Source organism: Rhizobium herbae (assembly GCF_019511375.1).
GTDB lineage: Bacteria > Pseudomonadota > Alphaproteobacteria > Rhizobiales > Rhizobiaceae > Pararhizobium > Pararhizobium herbae_A.
Map to the genome: position 1 here is coordinate 1 of NZ_JAEUAO010000002.1, position 20,175 is coordinate 20,175.

A 20,175-nucleotide genomic window follows, 5' to 3' on the forward strand; every position below is an offset into this window, starting at 1 on the left:
AGCTTCGCAGTTACACGATCGCGACATTCGGCAAATCCGAATGCGCTTGACGCGGGGTGGAGCAGCCCGGTAGCTCGTCAGGCTCATAACCTGAAGGCCGCAGGTTCAAATCCTGCCCCCGCAACCAACGATACTTGAATATTTGCCCATTCAAGTCGCTTCTCGCAAAGCTCCTCCGCACAAGCGTCGAGGAGCTTTTTTTGTTTGGACTGCGCTGTGAAACGGCTGTGCCCTGGTCATCATCGGTCAGGCCTGTAGCGCAGCTCCTTGCGGAGAGTGGTCAGCAACACGGGCGACAATGTTGCATCATGCGATAGCACGGAACGAGACTGGGCGTGAGATGCGAGACAGAAATGGCGGCGCGGTTCCAGGATTGTGGTCTTTGCAATGACTACTTGTTAAAATCACATCAAAACGATATTCCTCGGAAAAAGGGCGAAGGGGAGGATCGAATGAACCCTCGAAAGGGACATCGCATTGCGGCGCTGTCTGATGCCCTGTCACAGCACCGCATTCTCCATGTCAAGACGGCTGCCCAGCTACTCGGCGTTTCCGAGATGACGGTTCGTCGGGATGTGAGCGCCAACGCCGATCAGTTCGCATTTTTCGGCGGCCATATCGTGCCTGCCTCGGATGTGGAGAGCGACAATCCCTATGAACTATCCAGAGCCGCGGACAGTCACGCCGCGGCAAAGAGGCAAGCTTGCTCCCACGCTATCGAATACATCCACGACGACGACACGATCTTCTTCGACTGCGGCACGACGGTGCCATATCTTGTCGACCTTCTTCCCGATCACTATCACCTCACCGCGATCTGTTACGCCCTCAACATAGCCGAGCGGCTGACCCGCAAGCCGAACGTTCGCCTCGTCATGCTGGGCGGGCTCTATCATTCGGCCTCGGCGTCCTTTTCCGGTTCCGCAGGTCTGGAAACGCTTGATGCCCTCGGCATTAATGTCGCCTTCCTCTCCGCTGCAGGCGTCGACAGCCGCCGCGGCGCGACATGCGCGCATTTCCACGAGGCCGAGATCAAACGGAAAGCCATGTCCCGGGCCCAGAAGAACATTCTCCTTGTCGACAGCAGCAAGATCGGGAAGCTCAAGCCCGCTTTCTTCAGCGATCTGCAGTCCTTCGACGCGGTCATCACCGAAGATGGACTCAAAGACTTCCCGGAGTGATTGCCTTTTTTCCATTTGCTGGCAAGAATCAAACTTGACGCCGCCTCGGCACGGTGGAAAAGTAACAAATAATGTTATGAAAATAACAAGCAAGCCGATGGCGCAACACCGCCCAGCACGGGGAGGATAAGCAAGTGGAACGAGAAAGCGGGCTGCGCAGGTTGGCGGGCGACGAGGCCTCCCCCATGCTGTCGAACCATGCCCCGGTGCGCAACCCAGGCATGCCGCTGGATCTCTCCTGGGTGCTGGATTCACGCGTCAACCTGTCGGCGACCGAGCGCCGCGTCGCGACCTTGCCCGGTCGTCGCACGGTCAAGAAGGACGTACAGGCGGCCTGGCTGCTGAAGGCGGTCACCTGCATCGATCTGACGACGCTGAACGGCGACGATACGCCCGAGCGTGTCAAGCGGTTGTGCGCCAAGGCGATGAGCCCGATCCGCGCCGACATTCTGGATTCCCTCGGCATGGGCGGCCGTTCGATCACCACCGGCGCCGTCTGCGTCTACCATCGTTTTGTTGCCACCGCCGTCGAGGCGCTCGGCGATTCCGGCATTCCGGTTGCGGCGGTCTCGACAGGGTTTCCGGCCGGTCTCAGCCCGCACCATCTCAAAGTCAAGGAAATCGAAGCATCGGTTGCCGACGGCGCCAGGGAAATCGACATCGTCATCACCCGTGAGCACGTGCTGACCGGCAATTGGACAGCGCTCTACGAGGAAATGAGGGACTATCGCGCCGCCTGCGGCGATGCCCATGTCAAGGCAATTCTGGCGACCGGCGACCTGAAGACGTTGCGCAATGTCAACAAGGCCTCGCTCGTTTGCATGATGGCAGGCGCCGATTTCATCAAGACATCGACCGGCAAGGAAGGCGTCAACGCGACGCTGGCCGTGACATTGACGATGCTGCGGGCGATCCGCGCCTATCAGGAGCGCACCGGCATCAAGATCGGCTACAAGCCGGCCGGCGGTATTTCCGCGGCGAAGGACGTGTTGAACTACCAGTTCCTGATGAAGGACGAACTGGGCCGCGAGTGGCTGGAACCCGACCTCTTCCGTATCGGGGCATCGAGCCTGCTTGCGGATATCGAGCGGCAGCTGGAGCACCATGTCACCGGTGCCTATTCTGCCCTCAACAGACACCCGATTGGATGAGCCGATGACCGTTGCCAAATATTTCGACGAAATGTCCTACGGGCCTGCACCTGAAGCCGATACGGAAGCTCGCGAATGGCTGGCGCGCCACGCTTCCGGTTTCGGCCACTTCATCAATGGGGCGTTCGTGCCTTCCGCGTCGGCCAGGAGTTTCGACACGTTCGAACCAGCCACCGGCAAGGTGCTGGCGAAGCTCGCGACGGGCGGCGCTGAGGATGTGGACAACGCGGTTGCCGCTGCCCGCAAGGCACAGGCGTCATGGGCGCGGCTGCCGGGCCATGCGCGCGCGCGCCATCTCTATGCGCTTGCCCGGATGATCCAGCGTCATGCGCGCCTGATTGCTGTGGTCGAGGCGATCGACAATGGCAAACCGATCCGCGAAACCCGCGATCTCGACGTGCCGCTGGCAGCCCGCCATTTCTATCATCATGCCGGATGGGCGCAGATCCAGGACACGGAATTTGCCGATCATGTGCCGGTCGGCATCGTCGGCCAGATCATTCCGTGGAATTTCCCCTTCCTGATGCTGGCCTGGAAAGTCGCGCCCGCTCTGGCGCTCGGCAATGCCGTCGTTCTGAAACCTGCCGAATACACGTCACTGACGGCGCTTCTCTTTGCCGAACTCGCTTGCGCGGCGGGTCTTCCGCCGGGCGTGCTCAACATCGTCACGGGAGACGGCGAAACAGGAGCGCTGCTTGTCGGGCATGAGGATATCGACAAGATTGCCTTTACCGGATCGACCGAGGTCGGACGCGTCATTCGCGAGCGTACCGCGGGCAGCGGTAAGTCCCTGACCTTGGAACTCGGCGGCAAGTCACCTTTCATCGTTTTTGACGATGCCGACATTGACGGCGCCGTGGAAGGGGTCGTCGATGCGATCTGGTTCAATCAGGGGCAGGTCTGCTGCGCTGGGTCGCGACTTCTGGTCCATGAAGGAATTGCCGACCTTTTTCATGAGCGGCTGAAGCGCCGCATGCAGACATTGCGGGTCGGTCAGCCTCTGGACAAGTGCATCGACATGGGTGCGATCATCGCACCGGTGCAATTGACGCGCATCGAAGCACTGGTGAAAAAGGGAGTGTCAGAAGGCGCGACGCTGCATCAAGCCAAGATCGATATGCCGAAGGGCGGCAGCTTCTATCCGCCGACGCTTCTTAGCGGCGTGCAGCCGACATCGATCGTGGCGAGCGAGGAAATCTTCGGGCCGGTTGCGGTCTCCATGACTTTCCGTACGCCGGAAGAGGCGATCCAGCTTGCCAATCACACGCGCTACGGCCTCGCCGCGAGCCTGTGGAGCGAGACGATCGGCCTGGCGCTGAACGTTGCTGCGAAGCTCGCAGCAGGCGTGGTCTGGGTGAACGCTACCAATCTGTTCGACGCCGCCGTCGGTTTCGGTGGCAAGCGCGAATCCGGTTTCGGCCGGGAAGGCGGACGGGAGGGTTGCTACGAATATCTGAAGCCAAAGGCCTGGATCGGCCGCAAGGCGCGCCCAGCAACGCCTGCTCCTTCGCCAGTAAAGCCGGCTGCCGGCGATTTTACCCTGTCCACCATTGACCGGACGGCAAAGCTCTTCATCGGTGGCAAGCAGGCTCGGCCGGACGGCAATTATTCCCGTGTGATCACCTCACCCAAGGGCAAGGCGATCGGCGAAGTCGGCGAGGGCAACCGCAAGGACATCCGCAATGCCGTGGTTGCCGCTCAAGCCGCCACCGCCTGGTCGAATGCTACCGCCCATAACCGCGCTCAAATTCTGTATTACATCGCCGAAAACCTCAGCGGCCGCGCCGACGAGTTTGCCGGACGGATAACAGCGATGACCGGAGCATCTGCAGCCAGTGCAAAAGCGGAGGTTGACGCCGCGATTTCGCGTCTCTTTACCTACGCGGCCTGGGCGGACAAATATGAAGGCGTCGTTCACCAGCCACCACTGCGCGGTGTGGCCCTGGCCATGCCGGAGGCCCTCGGCGTGGTTGGCGTCATTTGCCCGCCGGAAGCGCCACTGCTCGGCCTTGTCAGTCTGGTTGCGCCGCTGATTGCCACCGGCAATCGTGTCGTTGTTGTGCCGAGCGAGCCCTATCCGCTGTCGGCGACCGATTTTTACTCCATTCTGGAAACGTCGGATCTGCCTGCCGGTGTCGTTAATATCGTGACCGGCTCGGCGATCGAACTGGCAAGGACCCTCGCTGCACACAATGATGTCGATGCGGTCTGGGCTTTCGGCTCCGCCGAGCTCTCGGCGATGGTGGAGAAGCTGTCTTCGGGCAATCTGAAACGCACGTTCGTGGACAATGGCAAGGCGACGGACTGGCTGGACAGGGCTGCGGCAGAAGGGGCGCTATACCTTCGCCGCGCCGTGGACGTGAAGAATATCTGGATCCCCTACGGAGAATAAGGAACACTGCTTGCTCGCCTGGGCGGGCGGCAAACCGCTGAGAAAGGCGTGAGCGCTCGCGATTTTTTAAGGCGTCAGATCGGCGTCGTTGACGAACGGCGAATATCAGGTCGCGCAGCAGACCAAGGGTCATAAACGAGCCGCCGGCGTCGGGTGACCTGCCGAAAAGGAGTTGCGGCATGGCCGGCTCTCGTCCATATATCCAGGCATCCGCCTCGCAGAGGCAATCAGGGCCCGGAGGCCGAATGAGCTCGCCTGCAGACAATGTCACGGTCGAACCGGCTAGTACACGGAAATTCCTCGTCCTTCTGCTTGGCTCCATCGGGGTGGTTTATGGTGATATCGGCACCAGCCCGCTCTATGCCTTCCGCGAGGCGCTCAGACCCTTCTCCCACGACGGCGTGACCCAGGCAGAAATCGTTGGCCTGATCTCGCTGATGGTGTGGACGCTGACGATTATAGTCACCTTCAAATACGTCCTGTTTCTGTTGCGGGCCGACAATGACGGCGAGGGCGGAACATTGTCGCTGCTGGCGCTGCTGATGAAGAAGACTGGTCGATATATGCCGGTGCTGTTCTTCGCTGGCCTTATTGGCGCAGCGCTCTTTATCGGCGACGCAATGATAACGCCGGCCCTATCGGTAATGTCTGCCGTCGAAGGGCTGAAGCTCGTCACGCCAGCCCTTGAAAGCTACGTGCTGCCGATCTCGGCCCTCATCATGGTGCTTTTGTTTGCTGTTCAGTCGCGTGGCACCGCGGCCGTTTCAAATTTCTTTGGACCGATTACCGTGCTTTGGTTTCTTGCCATGGCCTGGGGCGGTCTCCTGCATATTGGCGACGACTTCACCATTCTCCAGGCCCTCAACCCGGTGAACGCCGTTTGGTTCATCACCCATGCGGGCTTTGTCGGCCTCATCGTCCTTGGCGCCGTTTTCCTCACCGTGACCGGCGCCGAGGCGCTCTACGCCGATCTCGGCCATTTCGGCAGAAAGCCGATTCAGGTCGCATGGTTCACGCTCGTTTTTCCGTCGCTGGCCCTGAACTATCTTGGCCAGGGCGCATTTGTGCTGGCGCATCCAGAAGCCGCCACAGACCCATTCTACCTGATGTACCCGGATTGGGCACTTCTGCCGATCGTCCTGCTTGCCACCGCCGCCACCATCATCGCCAGCCAAGCCGTAATCACCGGCGCTTTTTCTCTGGCGCGGCAAGCGGTGCATCTCGGTTTCCTTCCACGCCTGCTGGTTGCATTCACGTCCGAGACCAACACCGGGCAGATTTACGTGCCGGCGGTGAACACCCTGTTGTTCGTTGGCGTGCTGGTTCTGATCTTCGCCTTCGGTGATTCGGAATCGCTTGCGACCGCATACGGTATCTCGGTCACCGGCGCGATGGTGGTCACGACCCTGATGGCGTTTCAGTTCCTCCGTTCGGTTTGGGGATGGTCGGCAATCATGACCGGGGTGACGCTCGCGCCTCTGCTCCTGCTGGAAACCGTCTTCCTTGGCGCCAACCTTCTCAAGGTCCACGATGGCGGCTGGGTTCCGATTCTGCTGGCGATTGCGATCATGCTGATCATGTGGACCTGGACGCGCGGATCAGAGCTGCTGCGCGAGAAGACGGCCCGGCACGACATTCCGCTCGAAGCCTTCATTCGCTCGGTTGAAAAGGATTCGGAGCATGCGCCCGTGCGGGTGCCTGGAACCGCCGTTTTCCTGACCAGTGTCGGGGACAAGGCCCCCGCGGTCCTCTTGCACAACATCAAGCACAACCATGTGCTCCATGAAAAGAACATCATCCTGACGGTCAAGACCACGGAACAGCCCTACGTGGCGGACGCGAATCGCGTGACAATTACGAAGTTGTCGGAGCGTTTCGTGCGGATCGAAGTTTACTTCGGCTTTATGGATGAGCCGAACGTCTCGAAGGCGCTTGCACTGTGCAAGAAAGCCGGCCTCAAGTTCGAGATCATGCAGACATCGTTTTACCTTGGACGGCGGACCTTGGTCAGCAAGGCGAATTCGGGATTGCCGGGCTGGCAGGACAAGCTCTACATCGCGCTTTCGGGATTGGGAATCGACCCCTCGGCCTATTTCAGCCTCCCTGCGAATCGAGTCGTCGAGATCGGCGAACAAGTCGCCATCTGACGGTCAAGCCGTCAAGGCCTGGCCGAAAATGCCTCGCCGTCCTGCAGCGAGGCACGATCGGAATAGCGGTAAGTTCTAGCCTTCCTTTTCAACAAGGACAGCAATCCGTAGCCGCCCGTCCACCTGCCGAAACCGCTTGCAATGTTTATATGCCCGGCCAGTCCCAGGTTTCTGGCCTCGGTCTTCCAGAGGCGGCAATACAACGACAGGGTTTCGAGAGGCATGTAGATATCGTTCAAGCTTCCAACGGTGATAGTTGGAAATGGAAGTGCCCGGGTCGGCATCCGGCCAAAATGAATGGCGCCGGGATGAAGCTTTTCGGTGGTCGACAGGTCACAGGGTGCAACGAGCAGCGCACCTTTGATCAGCCGCGCGGAGGGCCGATCTGCGCATTTGGCAGCGAGCAGGCATCCAAGGCTGTGAGCGACAATGTAGGCCGGCCCCTCGCAGACAAGAACCTCTTCGAGGCGCTCCAGCCAGACCTTGACCTTCGGCGATTGCCAATCATCCTGCTCGACCAGACGACTTTCGGCATCGTCCTTGAGCCAGAACCGCTGCCAATGTCCCTCGCCGGATCCATTCAAGCCAGGTAAGATTAAGGTGGGCGTCATCCGGGCTTCCTCGACTGCGAGAGCGTCAGTACTGCAAGGAGCAGCGAGACCGCTGTTCCAACGCGAATATTTCTTCCGATATCTCGGCTATCCGGTCGCGCAGGTCGCGCCGCCTCCGGTAATCCATGCGACCACTAATGCCCGCCTCATCAAGATCGAGCCTTTCCTCCAGCTGGTTTCTCATTGTTTGCAGTCGGTCAAAATGGCTAAGCAAGCTCATTGTGCCCTCGTTCCAAAGGGTGAAGTCCGATCCTCGCTGTCGAGGAAATGCGTGACCATAATTGCCCATAAAAATGATAGACAAAAGCAACGGCGAACTAGGCGCACCGACGATCGCAGAAAAAATTGGCGGTTGGCCGGAAAAAACGAGTCTGGCCGAGCGAGAGCGAACGGCCGCTCACAAAGCGGGCTATCGCAATCAGCATGGCAACAGGGCGAGCATCCGGCCGTGGAGCGGCCGGATTTGCGGGGCCATTCTTATGGCTCGCAGACACGGGCAAGAGTGCGGAAGACAGCGCATGTCCGGACTTGCCTGCCGGTAAGAGGCTCCTAGCCGTTGAGGCTATGCGCAAGCTTGTGGATGTGTTTGGCGCCGATGCCGCAGCAGCCGCCGACGATGGTGGCGCCAGCCTCGACCCACTCGCAGGCGAAATGCGAGTAGCGGTCGTCCGTCAGGTCATCGCGTGTGCCGTGAAGGATTTCGTTTGCGCCGCCTTCGCTTTCCTCGGCTTGGAACGCATTGGCATAGACGCCAATGTCGATGGTCACGCCCTTCCGTTGAAACACGGCGGATGCGGTTTCAACGGCGCGTTTCATGACCTCGGGCCGGCTGCAGTTGAACAGAAGCGCCTGTGCGCCTGAACCGGCTGCCCAGGCGGCGGCGGCTGCAACGGTTTCGCCGGATCTCAGCCTTGGTTCGTCAAGCGAGAGGGCCTCATTGCCGTCCTCAAGTGTGAAGGAAATCCAGAATGGCTTGCCGAGCCCAGCAACGGCGGCGCGCACGGCATCAGCTTCGGCGATCAAGCTCAGCGTTTCCCCCAGCCAAACATCGACATGAGGCGCCAGTCCCTCGATGAGGACGTTCAGGTATTCACCGGCGCGCGCGGGGTCGAAGCGCTCCGGTTCGTAGGAACCGAAAATCGGCGGCAGCGAGCCGGCGACCATGACCTTGCGGCCCGCTTGTGCATCGGCAGCCTCGCGTGCAAGCTTCCCTGCCAACGCTATCAGCGCCGGCCCCCGGGAGCGAAAACGCTCTTCGCCGATGTGGAACGGCACCAGCGCATAACTGTTGGTGGTGATGACATCCGCACCGGCATCGATGAAGTCCGCATGGACCTGCCGGACGATATGCGGGGTTTCCATCAGCGCAAGGGCAGACCATTCCGGTTGCCGCAACTCGGCGCCAAGGCGGATCAGTTCCCGGCTCATTCCGCCGTCCAAAATGCGTGTTTTGCTCATCAGGTAAGAACTCCAATTGTCAGTCAGAACAGTTCGGTCAGCGCCCGATCATCGAGGCAGCGCGGTTGCTGTCGGCATCATGCGCTCAGCGCCTGGTCCAGATCCGCGACAAGGTCGTCGACCGATTCCAGGCCGACGGAGAGCCGGAACACGCCGTCTCCGGCGAAGGCCCGGTAGTCCGCCAGTTGCGCCCCCTCAAGACGATAGGTGGAGTGCATCATTTCGGCCGTATCGAGAAGAACGACGATGCTGCGCTGGTGGCCGAGCGAAAAGGCGTAGTGCGCGACCCGAAGCTTGCTGGCGAGACGGACCGCCATCATCTGCGGATTTTCAGTCTGGAACGTCAGCAGCCCGCCGAAGACGTCCATCTGGCGTTTCGCCAGATCGTGCTGCGGGTGGGTTTCGAGCCCGGGATAGGTGACCGACCTGACGCGGGGGTGATCGCCGAGGAAGCGCGCGATCCGCAGGGCGGAAGCGGACACGGTCCGCAGCCGTGGAAACAGCGTATCGATACCGCGCATGACCAGCCAGGCATTCTGCGCCGACAGCGTTGCGCCAAGATAGACGCCGGCGCGGGAGCGAATTTTTTCGACCAGGTCTTTGCAACCGCAAACGATTCCGCCGAGCGCATCGCCATGGCCGTTGATGAACTTGGTCAGCGAATGGATGACCAGATCGACACCGAGCGCCAGCGGCCTGGTTGCGACCGGTGTGGCAAGGGTCGAATCGACCGAAACCAAGGCGCCATGTCGATGTGCCAGCGTCGCCACCTTGGCAAGATCGGTCAGTCGCAGGATCGGGTTGCAGGGGCTTTCACAATGGACCAGCCGCGTGTTGGGCCGGAAGGCCGCGGCCAGTTCGCCGAGGCGCGACATGTTCACGGCAGTCACCTCGATGCCGTAATCCGGCAATATTCGCCGCGCCAGTTCATTGGCGCCGGCGTAGCAGACGTCGCTGACGATCAGATGGTCGCCCTTCTTGAGAAAGGTCAGGAACGTGGCGGCAATCGCGGCGACCCCTGTTGCGGTTGCCAGCGCGTCTCCGGCGCCCTCGAGTGCCGCCATGCGCTGCTCAAGCTGTCGAACGGTCGGATTGGTCCAGCGGGCATAGAGAAAGGGCAGGGCGGTGAGGTCCGTGACGCCTTCAGCCGAAAAGGCCCCGTCGCCGGGCGTCAGGATGTTGTTGACCGACATCGAGATGTTGGGGGCGATGGCCTTCGTCGCCGGGTCGATGACTAGACCGCCATCGAGCGCCAGTGTTTCGCGGCGCAGCACATGATTGCCTTCGGACGATGGACGCAGCGGAACCGCGCCGTTTGGGCGATCCTCTGCCGCCAGGGAGGACGGTACGCTCGGGGACATGGAAGACCTTTCCTGAATTGCAGTGAGGTGTGGGAACTTAGTCCGGCCAGCATGTTTGCGACCGCTCAATCGAGGGGAATCTGCCGATAAGCGGCACCAGACGGGCCTGTCGCGCGCCGACGCGGAGAAGCGATACTAGCGTCGCGCCGGGACCTGAGCCTCGAGCAGCTTGAAGGCGCGGGTAATGAGAAGCGTCAGTAAGACGTAAAACACCGTGACGACCATCAGCGGCTCGTAGACCAGCAGCGTATCCTGCCTCACCTTGTACGCCACGGCATAGAGGTCCATCACGGTGACGGTGAAGGCGAGCGGCGTTGCCTTTAGCTGCAGCACGACCTCGCCGGCAATCGTCGGCAATGCAATGCGAATGGCGCGCGGCAACCAGATCCGCCTCAGTAGCGTCCAGGAGGACATGCCGAAGGATCGGCCCGCTTCGAGTTCACCCTTGGGGACCGCCAGGAGCGCGCCGCGCAGTACTTCCGCTTCATAGGCGGCATAGTTAAGGGTGAAACTCAACGCCGCGAAGAAGAAGCCTTCGCGTACGATCGGCCAGAGGAAACTGCCGCGCAGCCCCGGAACGAGCGGCAACAGCGACCCCACACCGTAGTAGAGCAGCCACAACTGAATCAGAAGCGGTGTTCCACGCAGGCAGGTGCAATAGCCCCGGGTAAGCCATTTGAGCCAGCGCGGGCCGCTGACCTGCGCCAGGGCGAGGCAGATCGCCAGGATGAAGCCGAAGCCGACTGAAATGACCAGAAGCAGCACGGTCTGAACTGCGCCCGCTGCAAGCAGCGGCCAGTAGGAGGAAATCCACGAAAAGTTCACCGGCCAATCCTCATGCGGTTTTCGGTTGTCCGCGCCGGAAGCGGCTCTCCAGCAGGCCGAAAACGACGTTGGAAAGCAGCGTAATGACGAGATAGAGGGCGGCGGCAGCAAGGAAGAACAGAAAATAGTGCTTGGTGTTGCCGGCCGCGAGCCGCGTGGCGAGCGCCAGTTCCTGATAGCCGACGACCGCGATCAGCGCACTGTCCTTGGTGACGGACATCCAGAGATTGGCTAGGCCGGGCAACGCATTCGGCATCAACGCCGGCAGCACGATGCGGCGAAACCGCAGAAAGGGGCGCATCCCAAACGCGCTGGCAGCTTCGATCTGGCCGACCGGAATGGCGAGGATGGCGCCGCGCAGGACCTCCGTCATGTAGGCACCCTGGACGATACCGAGCACTGCAATGGCCGCGACGAAGCCGTTTACCTCGATGGCTGGAAGGCCAAGGCTAAGCAGAATGCGGTTCAGGCCATCAGTGCCGGCGTAATAGAGACCGATGATCAGGATCAGTTCGGGAATGGCGCGGACCGCCGTCGTATAGACATCGAGAACGAAGAGAACCGGTCGGTTGCCCTTCAACTTGCCGATTGCCCCGAGAAGACCGATCAGCATGCCGACCAGATAGGCTCCCAGCGATATCATAACGGTCGAAAGTGCTCCGCTGAGAAGAACGCCACCCCAACCCGGCGGGTAGGGCGACAGCAGTTCCAGCATGGATTGGGTGGATGACATGACGTACCTTGGTGTCGGGAAGCTGCGGCGCATCTGCAAAGAGCGGCAGTTTGCTGTGTCGCGTAAAATCACGCGCGGTTCGGCTCAGCCCCAGTCGGGAAACGGCGCATGACGAAGCCGCCATGCGCCATTTCCGTCAATCATTCGCCATAGGGATCGAAGTCGAAGTACTTCTTGGAGATTTCGGCATATTTGCCATTCGCGCGGACTGCCGCGATGGCGGCATTGAGTTTTTCAAGCAGCGCGTGATCGTCTTTACGCAATCCGCCGCCAATGCCGGACCCCAGAATTGCCGCGTCGTCCTTCACATTGCCTTTGTCCTCGCAGCAGTCCTTGCCGAAATCGGATTTCAGGAATTCCGACAACGGAATGGAATCGCCGAAGACATAGTCGATCCGGCCCGCGGAAAGGTCCTGAAACGCTTCATCCAGCGTCGTGTAGGTTTTTTCCGATGCTTTGTCGGCAAAGTATTTCTTGTAGTAGTCGGACTGGATGGTCGAAACCTGGATGCCGATGGTCTTGCCGGCGACGTCATCGGGCGATGCGCCGGTCTCGCCATCCTTGGCGCCGATCAGCTTGCTCGGCGTGTTGTAGTATTTGCCGGTGAAGTCGATGGTCTTCTTGCGCTCGTCGGTAATCGACATCGACGACCAGATGACGTCAAACTTTTTCGCCTCAAGACCGGGAATGAGACCATCCCAGGACATGTCGACGATGGAGCACGTCTCCTTCATCTCGGCGCACACGGCATCCATCAACTCGATTTCCCAGCCGACCCACTTGCCGGAGGCGTCCTTGGTGAAGAAGGGCGGATAGGCTTCGTTCATGACGCCGAAGCGGACTTCGGCATTGGCTGCGGCGCTTGAAACGGAAAGCGCGGCGCCGGCCAGCAGGATAGACAACAATTTCATGTATTTCCCCTTTTTGATTTTGGGCTGATTGGGCGCGGGTGAATGATCAATTATCGAGCGCGCCCGTGAATTCGCGGCAGCGGGCGCTGATCGGTGCACCGAAGACCTGAGCCGGCGGTCCTTCCTCCTCGACGCGCCCCTGGTGCAGGAACATCACGTGACTGGAGACGTCGCGGGCGAACTTCATCTCATGGGTGACGAGCAGCATCGTCCGTCCCTCTTCCGCCAGATCGCGAATGACTTTGAGCACCTCGCCGACAAGTTCCGGATCGAGCGCGGACGTGGGTTCGTCGAACAGCATCACCGCAGGGTCGACGCATAGAGCGCGCGCGATCGATGCGCGCTGCTGCTGGCCGCCCGACATGAAAGCCGGATAGACGTGGCGCTTCTCGTAGAGCCCCACCTTGGCAAGGAGCCCTTCGGCCCGGTCGATCGCCTCCTTGCGGTTCATTTTCTGAACGTAAACCGGGGCCTCGATGACGTTTTCGAGCACGGTCATGTGGGGCCAGAGGTTGAAGCTTTGGAACACCATGGCAAGGCCGGTCCGAATCCGTTCGATCTGCCGCCAACTGGCCGGATACGCGCGCCCGCCTTGGCCGGACTTGAGCAAGACGTCTTCGCCGTTGAAGACGAAGCGGCCGCGATCCGGAATCTCCAGGAAGTTGATGCATCGCAGGAACGTGCTCTTGCCGGAGCCCGACGATCCGATGAGCGAGATGACATCGCCCTTCGCGGCCGATAATGATACGCCTTTCAGGACCTCGTGGATCCCATAACTCTTGTGAACATCGTCCACGAGTAAGGCGGGAGGAGCCAGTCTCGTCATGCCTCACGTTCCCCGGTTCATTTTTTACGTTGGCTTGTGCCGATATTATCGAGCGCTCGTGCGCGGTATTGCCGCGCAATTGGTATGCACAACGCGGAATTTGCGCGCAAGCGCCTTCCCGGTGCGGAGAGTCGGCAAGAACGTCCGCCATGACGCGACCTTTAGCTGAGCAGAACGGCACGACCTCATTAATTTCCCTTCAGCGCTGCGGAAGCGCGGAAAGGACGCGCGCATTGTTTGATTTTTGACGAATCGCCGCGCTGACCTAGGATAGGCTGCGGCAAATCACTGCACGCGAAAACCGTGCACAGTCCTTCCCTTGAATCATTTTCGGTTTCAGGGTTATCCACAAAAGGCGAGAGGCAGATGACGGAACCACTGGACCAATTCGACCGGAACATCCTCGATATTGTGCAGCGCGATTGCCAGATGAAAGCGGAAGCAGTCGGCGAAATGATCGGCCTTTCTGCGTCCGCCGTGCAACGCCGCCTGAAGCGGATGCGAGAGGAGGGGATCATCTCGGCGGAAATTGCTCTCGTTGATCGAAAGGTTGCCGGAAATCCGATGACGTTCATCGCGGGCATGGAGATCGAGCGCGAAAACTACGATGCGCTGGCGAAATTCCGCACCTGGGTCGATAAGCAGGACCATATCCAGCAGGTCTATTACGTGACAGGCTCGGTGGACCTTATCGCGATCATTACGGCGCAGGACGTTGGCCAATATGATGAAATCACCGCGCAGATCATGTCGCAGAATCCGCAGATCAAGCGAATTCACACGAATGTTGTCCTCAAACCCGTAAAGCTGGGCCTGTTCGTTCCGACACAGTCCTGAGGTTCGGTCACCTTCATCAGGTGAGGCGCGATCGCAACAGACGGTAGTAACCGCCAAGCCGCGGGATCTCCCGTTCCAGTCGCTCCATCACCTGATCCTGCGCGCGCAGCGTTCCGGCATATTTGGCAGCAAGCATCTGCCTGTGGTTCTCCAGGGCCTGCGGCGCGGGCGCGGGCTGCAGGATTGTGAAGATCGGCGACAATGCAGTGCGGCCCTTGACGGTGATGCTGTCGAGTTCGACGCTGGTGAAATCAGCCGCGCTTAATCGCGCCGTCTGCTCGCCGATGAGCAGTGGCACCCCGTAATTCTTCGATTCGCCCTCGAGCCGAGATGCGAGATTGACACTATCGCCGAGCACCGAATAGTCGAAGCGGCGCGACGAGCCCATATTGCCGACGACGCAATCGCCGGTGTTGATGCCGATGCCGATCTTCAGCACATGCGGCGCTGTGCCTTTGCCCTCTGCCTCCCGGCGCAGCTCGGCATTCAGTGTCTCGATCGCTTCCAGCATGCGCAGCGCGGCACCCACTGCATGGCTGGCATGGTGGGGATCATCGAGCGGTGCGTTCCAGAACGCCATCAGGCAGTCGCCGATGAACTTGTCGATCGTGCCGCCGCTCTTAAGGACGATCTCCGACAGCGGGGTGAGCAGCCGGTTGATCAGGGTCGTGAGTTGCTCGGGATCGTCTTTCAAGGTTTCGGAAATCGTGGTGAAGCCGCGCACGTCGCAGAAAAGAATGGTCAGCGTCCGTCGCTCGCCGCCAAGTTTCAATTGCGAGGGATCGTTGGCGAGGCGCTCGACCAGCGCCGGAGAGAGGTAGCGCGAAAAGGCGCGCGTGATCTCCCGGCGACTGCGCCGCTCGGCAGCATAATCAAGCCCGGTCTGACCCGCAACGACGCAGATATAGGACAAAACCGGGCCAACCGGAGAAACGAACACGTGGCCGAGCCGCAGCAGCGCATAGCTCGCGGCCGCAAAAAGGAGCAGCACCAGGACGCTGACGGCCGCCGTTGGCCAACCCGTCGAACGAAAGACAATGCCGACCGCCAGCAAGGCACCAAAGGCAATCGCGGCGATAGCGATCGCTCGCCCGGCCGTTTCGATGAACAGGCCGCTGGTTATGTTGTCGAAGATCGTCGCCTGGATTTCGGCGCCGGAGATCAGTTGGCCGGTATGCACGGTGAACGGCGTCGCAAACGCATCCGCGCCGCCGGCTTGAAGCGTCGGTGCGTTCTGCAGGCTGAGCCCGACGATGACGACGCGGTTTCGAAAGAAGCCCTCCGGCAGGAACTGGCCGGGCTCGAGCGCCTGGTAATAGGACACGGTCGGATAGGTTCGCGCCGGCCCGAACATCTGGAGCAGTGCGGGGCCGGACCGCGCCTTTGTCTGCCGTCCGGCGGTCTGCGCCAGTTGTGCGGCAAAGCCGTCCGGATAGGCGGGCACCTTCCGAAGCGTACCGTCGCCACTCAACTGCACCGATGCGATCCCGGTTTTGGCGCCGCGGTCGATAAGCTGGGCCAGCGGTTCCGTCCGCACGAATTGATCGGCCTGCGGCGTCTCGATCAGCGTCTCGTCGCCCGCCAGCACCACATCCTGGCCCACCGCCGCAGCAAGGGCGGCGTCGTTTTCCGGCGCCACCGAAGGTTCGGCAAAGATGATGTCGACGCCGATGGCTTTCGCGCCGGCCCCGCGCAGTGCTTCGATCAGCCGTGCATGCAGCGCGCGCGGCCAAGGCCACTGGCTGCCGATCTCCGCCATGGAGGGCTCGTCGATCGCCACGATCACCGGCCCGTCCGTCGGCAGCGGTGGCGGTGCGAAGGTCGAGAGATAGTCGAAGCTGCGCAGGTCGACGAGCGAGAAGGGCGAGGTCAGCGAGGCGAGGGAAAGGACGATGACCGTGAGGGCGGCGAGCAGGCCGAGCCGGTTGCGCCTGCGTCGGATGCGCCCGGCGGCTGGCTCGGTTGAAGGGCCGCCCGTATCCCGGCGATGCGCTTTGAGTATCGTCATCAGAAGCGCACTTTCACCGTTCCCTTGAAGGTCGGCCCCCAACCGGGCACGCCGGACTGGAGCTCAAAGTCCTCATCCAGCAGGTTGAATGCGGCGAGATCGACCTCGACGCGCTTGTCGAAGGACTCCCATTTCACCCCGGCGTCAAGCGTCCAGTAGTCTTCAAGACGGATCCCCGAACTGTCCAGGCGGTCGCCGGTATAATTCGCGGCAAGCGTGGCGCGGATATTGTTGGTGTTGACCCATGTCAGGGCAATGCGGCCCGCCGTATCGGGAACGAATGGCAAGGCACTATCGAACGTGTCTCCGACCGCGGCGCCGCGGCCACTGGAATCGTTGGCGGCGATGGTGGCCGAAAGCCCGAAGCCGTGCCCAAGCCAGAAGTTTGCCGTCAGGCTTGCCCTGTCCAGCCGCCCCTCATCCATTGCGATCGTATCAACGGTGTAGGGCAACGTGGCCGTTATGGAATCGAACTCCTGGTGCTGGACATCGACCGAGGTGAAAAAGCGATCGGTCCATTCGGCGTCCCAGCGAAACGCGAAGGTGTCGACATCGCCGTCTAGCGCGAGACCGAGCTGGTTTGACTGGATGCCGAGCACGCCGATCGGGGCGAGCGTCGGGGTGTCCGATGCGGCGCCTTCGCGCAAATAGGCGGCCCTCAGCCATTGCCCCTCGAAGGGGCTCCAGGCAAGGCCGACACGGGGCTCAAGCCGTTCGATGCTGGCGCCTCCGCTTTCCAGATAGGTAGCGAAGAGGGACGCCTCAGCTTTCAGGGAGGGCGTTATCTCGGCAAGCGTCGAAGCATAGATCCTCCCGAGGGGCGAGGTCTCGCTGGACGAAACATCAACAAATGAAACGGGAGGCGCGATCGTTATGCTGGTGAAATGCGCTGTCTGTTTCAGCGCGCCGCCTTCCAGACCATATCGGAAGGTCAGGTCGCCTTCGCCATAAATGTGACCAACGGCAGCAACGACGCTTGTTGTCTCGCCGTCGCTGACTTCTTCCGAGGACGGAATTCCAAACCTTATACCGTCGTCCTGAGTTTGGGCCTTGGTGGACGAATAGAACAGCCCCGCATTGACGACATTCCGGTGAGCAATGGTGTGGCTCCATCCAGCCCCCGCGTTGAACGTCGTGGCCGACACGTCCAAGACACGCCCGTCCGGCGCCGGCGGCAACACTTCAAAGCTGGAATCAAGAGAAAGATCTGTATTCGCGTAATTCGTGTAGAAAACGAACCGGTCGTCAGGGGTCGGCGTTGCCGTCAGATAGCCATTCCCGGCAAGAAGCTCCGTCTCCGTTGCAAAGTTGCCGACAATGCCATCCAGCGGTCGACCTTGCGGGATCGTTTCCCACTGCAGAGTGCCGTAGACGCTGATGGGAAAGGGTGAATTGCTGAAACTGCGAAGCTCCGCCTCGCCGACATATCCGAGTTCTCCGTCGCCTGAAATCAGGCCGCCGCCGAGGGATGCTTCCACGAACGGCCTCTGGACGAGATTGGCGGTGCGGTCGCGACTGACGAGCATATGAGGCTCAATCAGCAGCCCCTGAATGTAGGACGAGAACGACGTGTCATTGAAGCTGTTTTCGATGATCTTGCCGTCATAGCTGTATTCGCTGGTAAACGGATTGACGCTGCCGCGCACCGCCTGGTCGATATAGCTCGAACCGGTAAAGGGATCGAACACCACGTCGCCATAGTATTGCCCCCATGCATCGAGCCCCTGTAGGCGGAAGGCGTCGTTGAGCGTCGAACCGGCTTCCTGGTTGGCCCCGAGCGGTGCGTAGTCGCCGCCCCGAGCACGCGTGCGCCGCATGATCTCCTGCGCATTTCGGATCGCGGCATCGGAGTCATATTCATCGATGGCGATCGTGGTGCGAACGACCGGGACAATGGGATCTTCGGGATCGAGCCGCTCGGCATTGTCGAGGGCCTGGGCCGCCGGCACGCGATCGCCCTTCTCGTAGTGGGCGGCGGCCAGCAGCAATTGCGCCTGGGAATAGCCTGGATTGGCGGTCGATCCGGCCAACAGGTCTTCCACGGCCTTGTCCATCTCGCCGGTCTGCAGGTGGTAGCGACCGCGCGCCACCAGCGCGATATCGAAGGACGGATCGACCTTTAGCGCTTCGTCGATCTCGCGCTTGGCTTCCGCCACACGCATCTCATCGAGATAGAGAAACGCAAGATTGGCGTGGCCGACGGGATCGAGTGGGTCGAGCTCGATCGCCTTCTTGAAGGCGGCTTCGGCTTCCCGGTTGGCATCCCAGTCGGATTGAGCAATGCCAATCGTGTTCCAGATGGTGCTGGAGCCCGGTGCGGTTTTGAGGGCGCGGTTCAGATCGTCAAGCGCGCCCTGGCGGTCATGCAAGATGTAGAGTTTGTAGTTCGCCCGCGCCTCCAGCCCTGTGGGATCGTCCGGGTCGATTGCCAGGGCGCGTTCGAAGCCATCGACAGTCTCCTTTTCATCGGCGAGCAGAATGCCGAGTTGGGCGCGTATGGCGGGCAGCGTCGGATCATTGGGTGTATTGCGCTCGCCCTCCTTGATGACCGCGATCGCTGCCGGGAGGTCCTCGCGGAAGCCGGCGGTCCAGGCCTTTGCCATGGCGGCATAACCGCTGCTGCCGACCTTGGGCGGTTCTTCGATGTGGTTGGGGTCGGCAAGAGACCGGGCGAAGTAGCCGCCATAGGCAGCAATCGCGCGGCGCTTGGCATCAAGCCTTGGCCGGGCTTTTTCGAACAGCCTCGCCGCATCCTGATAGCGGTTCTCGGAGCCGGCGATCAGCGCATCGATAAGATCCGCGCGCGCAACCTCAGCGCCGTGCAGGCCTCTCGCGCGTGCCTCTGCTAGCGCAGCATTTGCCTTCTGTTTTCCATCGAGCGCGAGATAGATTTCCGACAGGGTCAGCCAATCCGCCGCCGAACGCGCGCCGGCTTCCTCCATTTCGATACGGCGTCGCTCGGAGCGCATTTGCGGCACAATCAGTGGCGTTGCCGGCATCCACTGGAAGGCGGCCCGCAGCTGCAGGCTGAACAGCATCTGCTCGCGGTCCTTCGGCTTGGCGATGATGATCTTCGAGGGCGCCTGACCAATCGCCGCGACAGCGCCTTCCCCTTGGCTGACCGTCACTGAACCCTGCGCATTTGACAGTTCGACCAGCCCTTCGAGCACGATCAGCGAGGTCTTGCCGTCGGCGCCGACGCTCATCGTCCAGTCGGTGCCGCGAATGGCGGCTGTCGCGGCAGGGGTGTCGATGGATACGCCCTGCCCCCCGCGTTCGGCGCGGGCCCAGATCGTGCCGGACTGCAGCTCGAGCCCGGTATCGCCCGTGCCGCCCATCTGCTTGACGAGAAGGGACGTGTTGCGCCCGAGACGGACCTGGGTGCGGTCGGAAAACAGGACGGCCAGCTGGCCGGTGGCATTGGTGCGCAGCACGTCGCCGGTCAAAAGATCCTGCTTGAGGTCGACATAGCGCCAGCTGGAGACATCGACGAAACGTACCTCCTCGCCGGATTTGCGGGCAATGACCGATCCGGCGGCGGGAAGCGGACGCGGCAAAGGGTCTGCCAATGCTGCGGGCGCAGCGAGACAGAGCATTCCAAACGCATACACGACCCCCACGGATGCGTATTTCATGCAGTTCCCCAAAAAATGCACAGATGATCACTGGATTTGACCACCCCAAAAGTCAAGCCGGAGGGGCGCGCCAACATTGCTTTGCAGGAGCGGTGTAGG

The 20,175-nt window shown here is 61.0% G+C and carries 15 protein-coding genes and 1 tRNA gene; 6 read left to right on the forward strand and 10 right to left on the reverse strand.

Translation table 11 applies throughout. The features are described 5' to 3' along the window. Positions 1-50 precede the first annotated feature (50 nt). The 5 genes from JNB71_RS07225 to JNB71_RS07245 all read left to right on the forward strand — a co-directional run bounded on the left by JNB71_RS07225 (position 51) and on the right by JNB71_RS07245 (position 6,871). Positions 51-127, forward strand: a tRNA-Met gene (locus JNB71_RS07225). Between the two features lie 325 nt (positions 128-452). Further along, a complete protein-coding gene (locus tag JNB71_RS07230) occupies positions 453-1,181 on the forward strand; it encodes a DeoR family transcriptional regulator (RefSeq protein ID WP_220372200.1) in 729 nt (242 codons plus the stop codon). A 185-nt stretch (positions 1,182-1,366) separates the two neighbouring features. After that, positions 1,367-2,332, forward strand: a complete 966-nt coding sequence (gene deoC, locus JNB71_RS07235; RefSeq protein WP_220372201.1) for a deoxyribose-phosphate aldolase — start codon at positions 1,367-1,369, stop codon at positions 2,330-2,332. A gap of 4 nt (positions 2,333-2,336) precedes the next feature. Next, positions 2,337-4,724 carry an aldehyde dehydrogenase family protein gene (locus JNB71_RS07240; protein ID WP_220371186.1) on the forward strand — a complete coding sequence of 796 codons (2,388 nt, stop codon included), beginning with the start codon at positions 2,337-2,339 and terminating at the stop codon, positions 4,722-4,724. Positions 4,725-4,969: 245 nt separating this feature from the next. Continuing rightward, complete coding sequence (locus JNB71_RS07245; protein ID WP_220371187.1) at positions 4,970-6,871, forward strand: potassium transporter Kup; 1,902 nt, start codon at positions 4,970-4,972, stop codon at positions 6,869-6,871. 11 nt (positions 6,872-6,882) lie between these two features. Here the strand turns inward: JNB71_RS07245 and JNB71_RS07250 are convergent, their stop codons facing one another. From JNB71_RS07250 to JNB71_RS07285, 8 genes are all read right to left on the reverse strand, one after another. Next, positions 6,883-7,482, reverse strand: coding sequence for an RBBP9/YdeN family alpha/beta hydrolase (locus tag JNB71_RS07250; protein ID WP_220371188.1), 600 nt, complete (start codon positions 7,480-7,482; stop codon positions 6,883-6,885). Between the two features lie 25 nt (positions 7,483-7,507). Next, positions 7,508-7,702, reverse strand: coding sequence for a hypothetical protein (locus JNB71_RS07255; protein WP_220371189.1), 195 nt, complete (start codon positions 7,700-7,702; stop codon positions 7,508-7,510). Positions 7,703-8,031: 329 nt separating this feature from the next. Continuing rightward, positions 8,032-8,940, reverse strand: a complete 909-nt coding sequence (locus tag JNB71_RS07260) for a homocysteine S-methyltransferase family protein (RefSeq protein ID WP_220371190.1) — start codon at positions 8,938-8,940, stop codon at positions 8,032-8,034. 77 nt (positions 8,941-9,017) lie between these two features. Then, entirely contained in the window at positions 9,018-10,301 is a 1,284-nt protein-coding gene (locus JNB71_RS07265) for a trans-sulfuration enzyme family protein (RefSeq protein WP_220371191.1), read from the reverse strand. A 135-nt stretch (positions 10,302-10,436) separates the two neighbouring features. Further along, entirely contained in the window at positions 10,437-11,126 is a 690-nt protein-coding gene (locus tag JNB71_RS07270; RefSeq protein ID WP_220371192.1) for an ABC transporter permease, read from the reverse strand. A gap of 10 nt (positions 11,127-11,136) precedes the next feature. Further along, positions 11,137-11,859 carry an ABC transporter permease gene (locus JNB71_RS07275; protein ID WP_220371193.1) on the reverse strand — a complete coding sequence of 241 codons (723 nt, stop codon included), beginning with the start codon at positions 11,857-11,859 and terminating at the stop codon, positions 11,137-11,139. Positions 11,860-11,999: 140 nt separating this feature from the next. Beyond that, a complete protein-coding gene (locus JNB71_RS07280; RefSeq protein WP_220371194.1) occupies positions 12,000-12,770 on the reverse strand; it encodes a transporter substrate-binding domain-containing protein in 771 nt (256 codons plus the stop codon). A gap of 46 nt (positions 12,771-12,816) precedes the next feature. Beyond that, the gene (locus tag JNB71_RS07285) at positions 12,817-13,596 is read right to left on the reverse strand and encodes an ABC transporter ATP-binding protein (protein WP_220371195.1); all 780 of its coding nucleotides are present in this window, start codon (positions 13,594-13,596) and stop codon (positions 12,817-12,819) included. 366 nt (positions 13,597-13,962) lie between these two features. Between JNB71_RS07285 and JNB71_RS07290 the strand changes: the two genes are divergently transcribed. Continuing rightward, on the forward strand, positions 13,963-14,433 hold the full coding sequence (locus JNB71_RS07290; protein ID WP_220371196.1) for an Lrp/AsnC family transcriptional regulator: 471 nt from the start codon (positions 13,963-13,965) through the stop codon (positions 14,431-14,433). Between the two features lie 16 nt (positions 14,434-14,449). On the opposite strand, the gene JNB71_RS07295 is transcribed toward JNB71_RS07290, so the two are convergent. Both JNB71_RS07295 and JNB71_RS07300 read right to left on the reverse strand, forming a co-directional pair. Next, a complete protein-coding gene (locus tag JNB71_RS07295) occupies positions 14,450-16,441 on the reverse strand; it encodes a CHASE2 domain-containing protein (RefSeq protein WP_223215801.1) in 1,992 nt (663 codons plus the stop codon). Then, entirely contained in the window at positions 16,441-20,076 is a 3,636-nt protein-coding gene (locus JNB71_RS07300; RefSeq protein WP_431028354.1) for a FecR domain-containing protein, read from the reverse strand. The genes JNB71_RS07295 and JNB71_RS07300 overlap by 1 nt, the downstream gene beginning before the upstream one ends. Between the last annotated feature and the right edge of the window lie 99 nt (positions 20,077-20,175).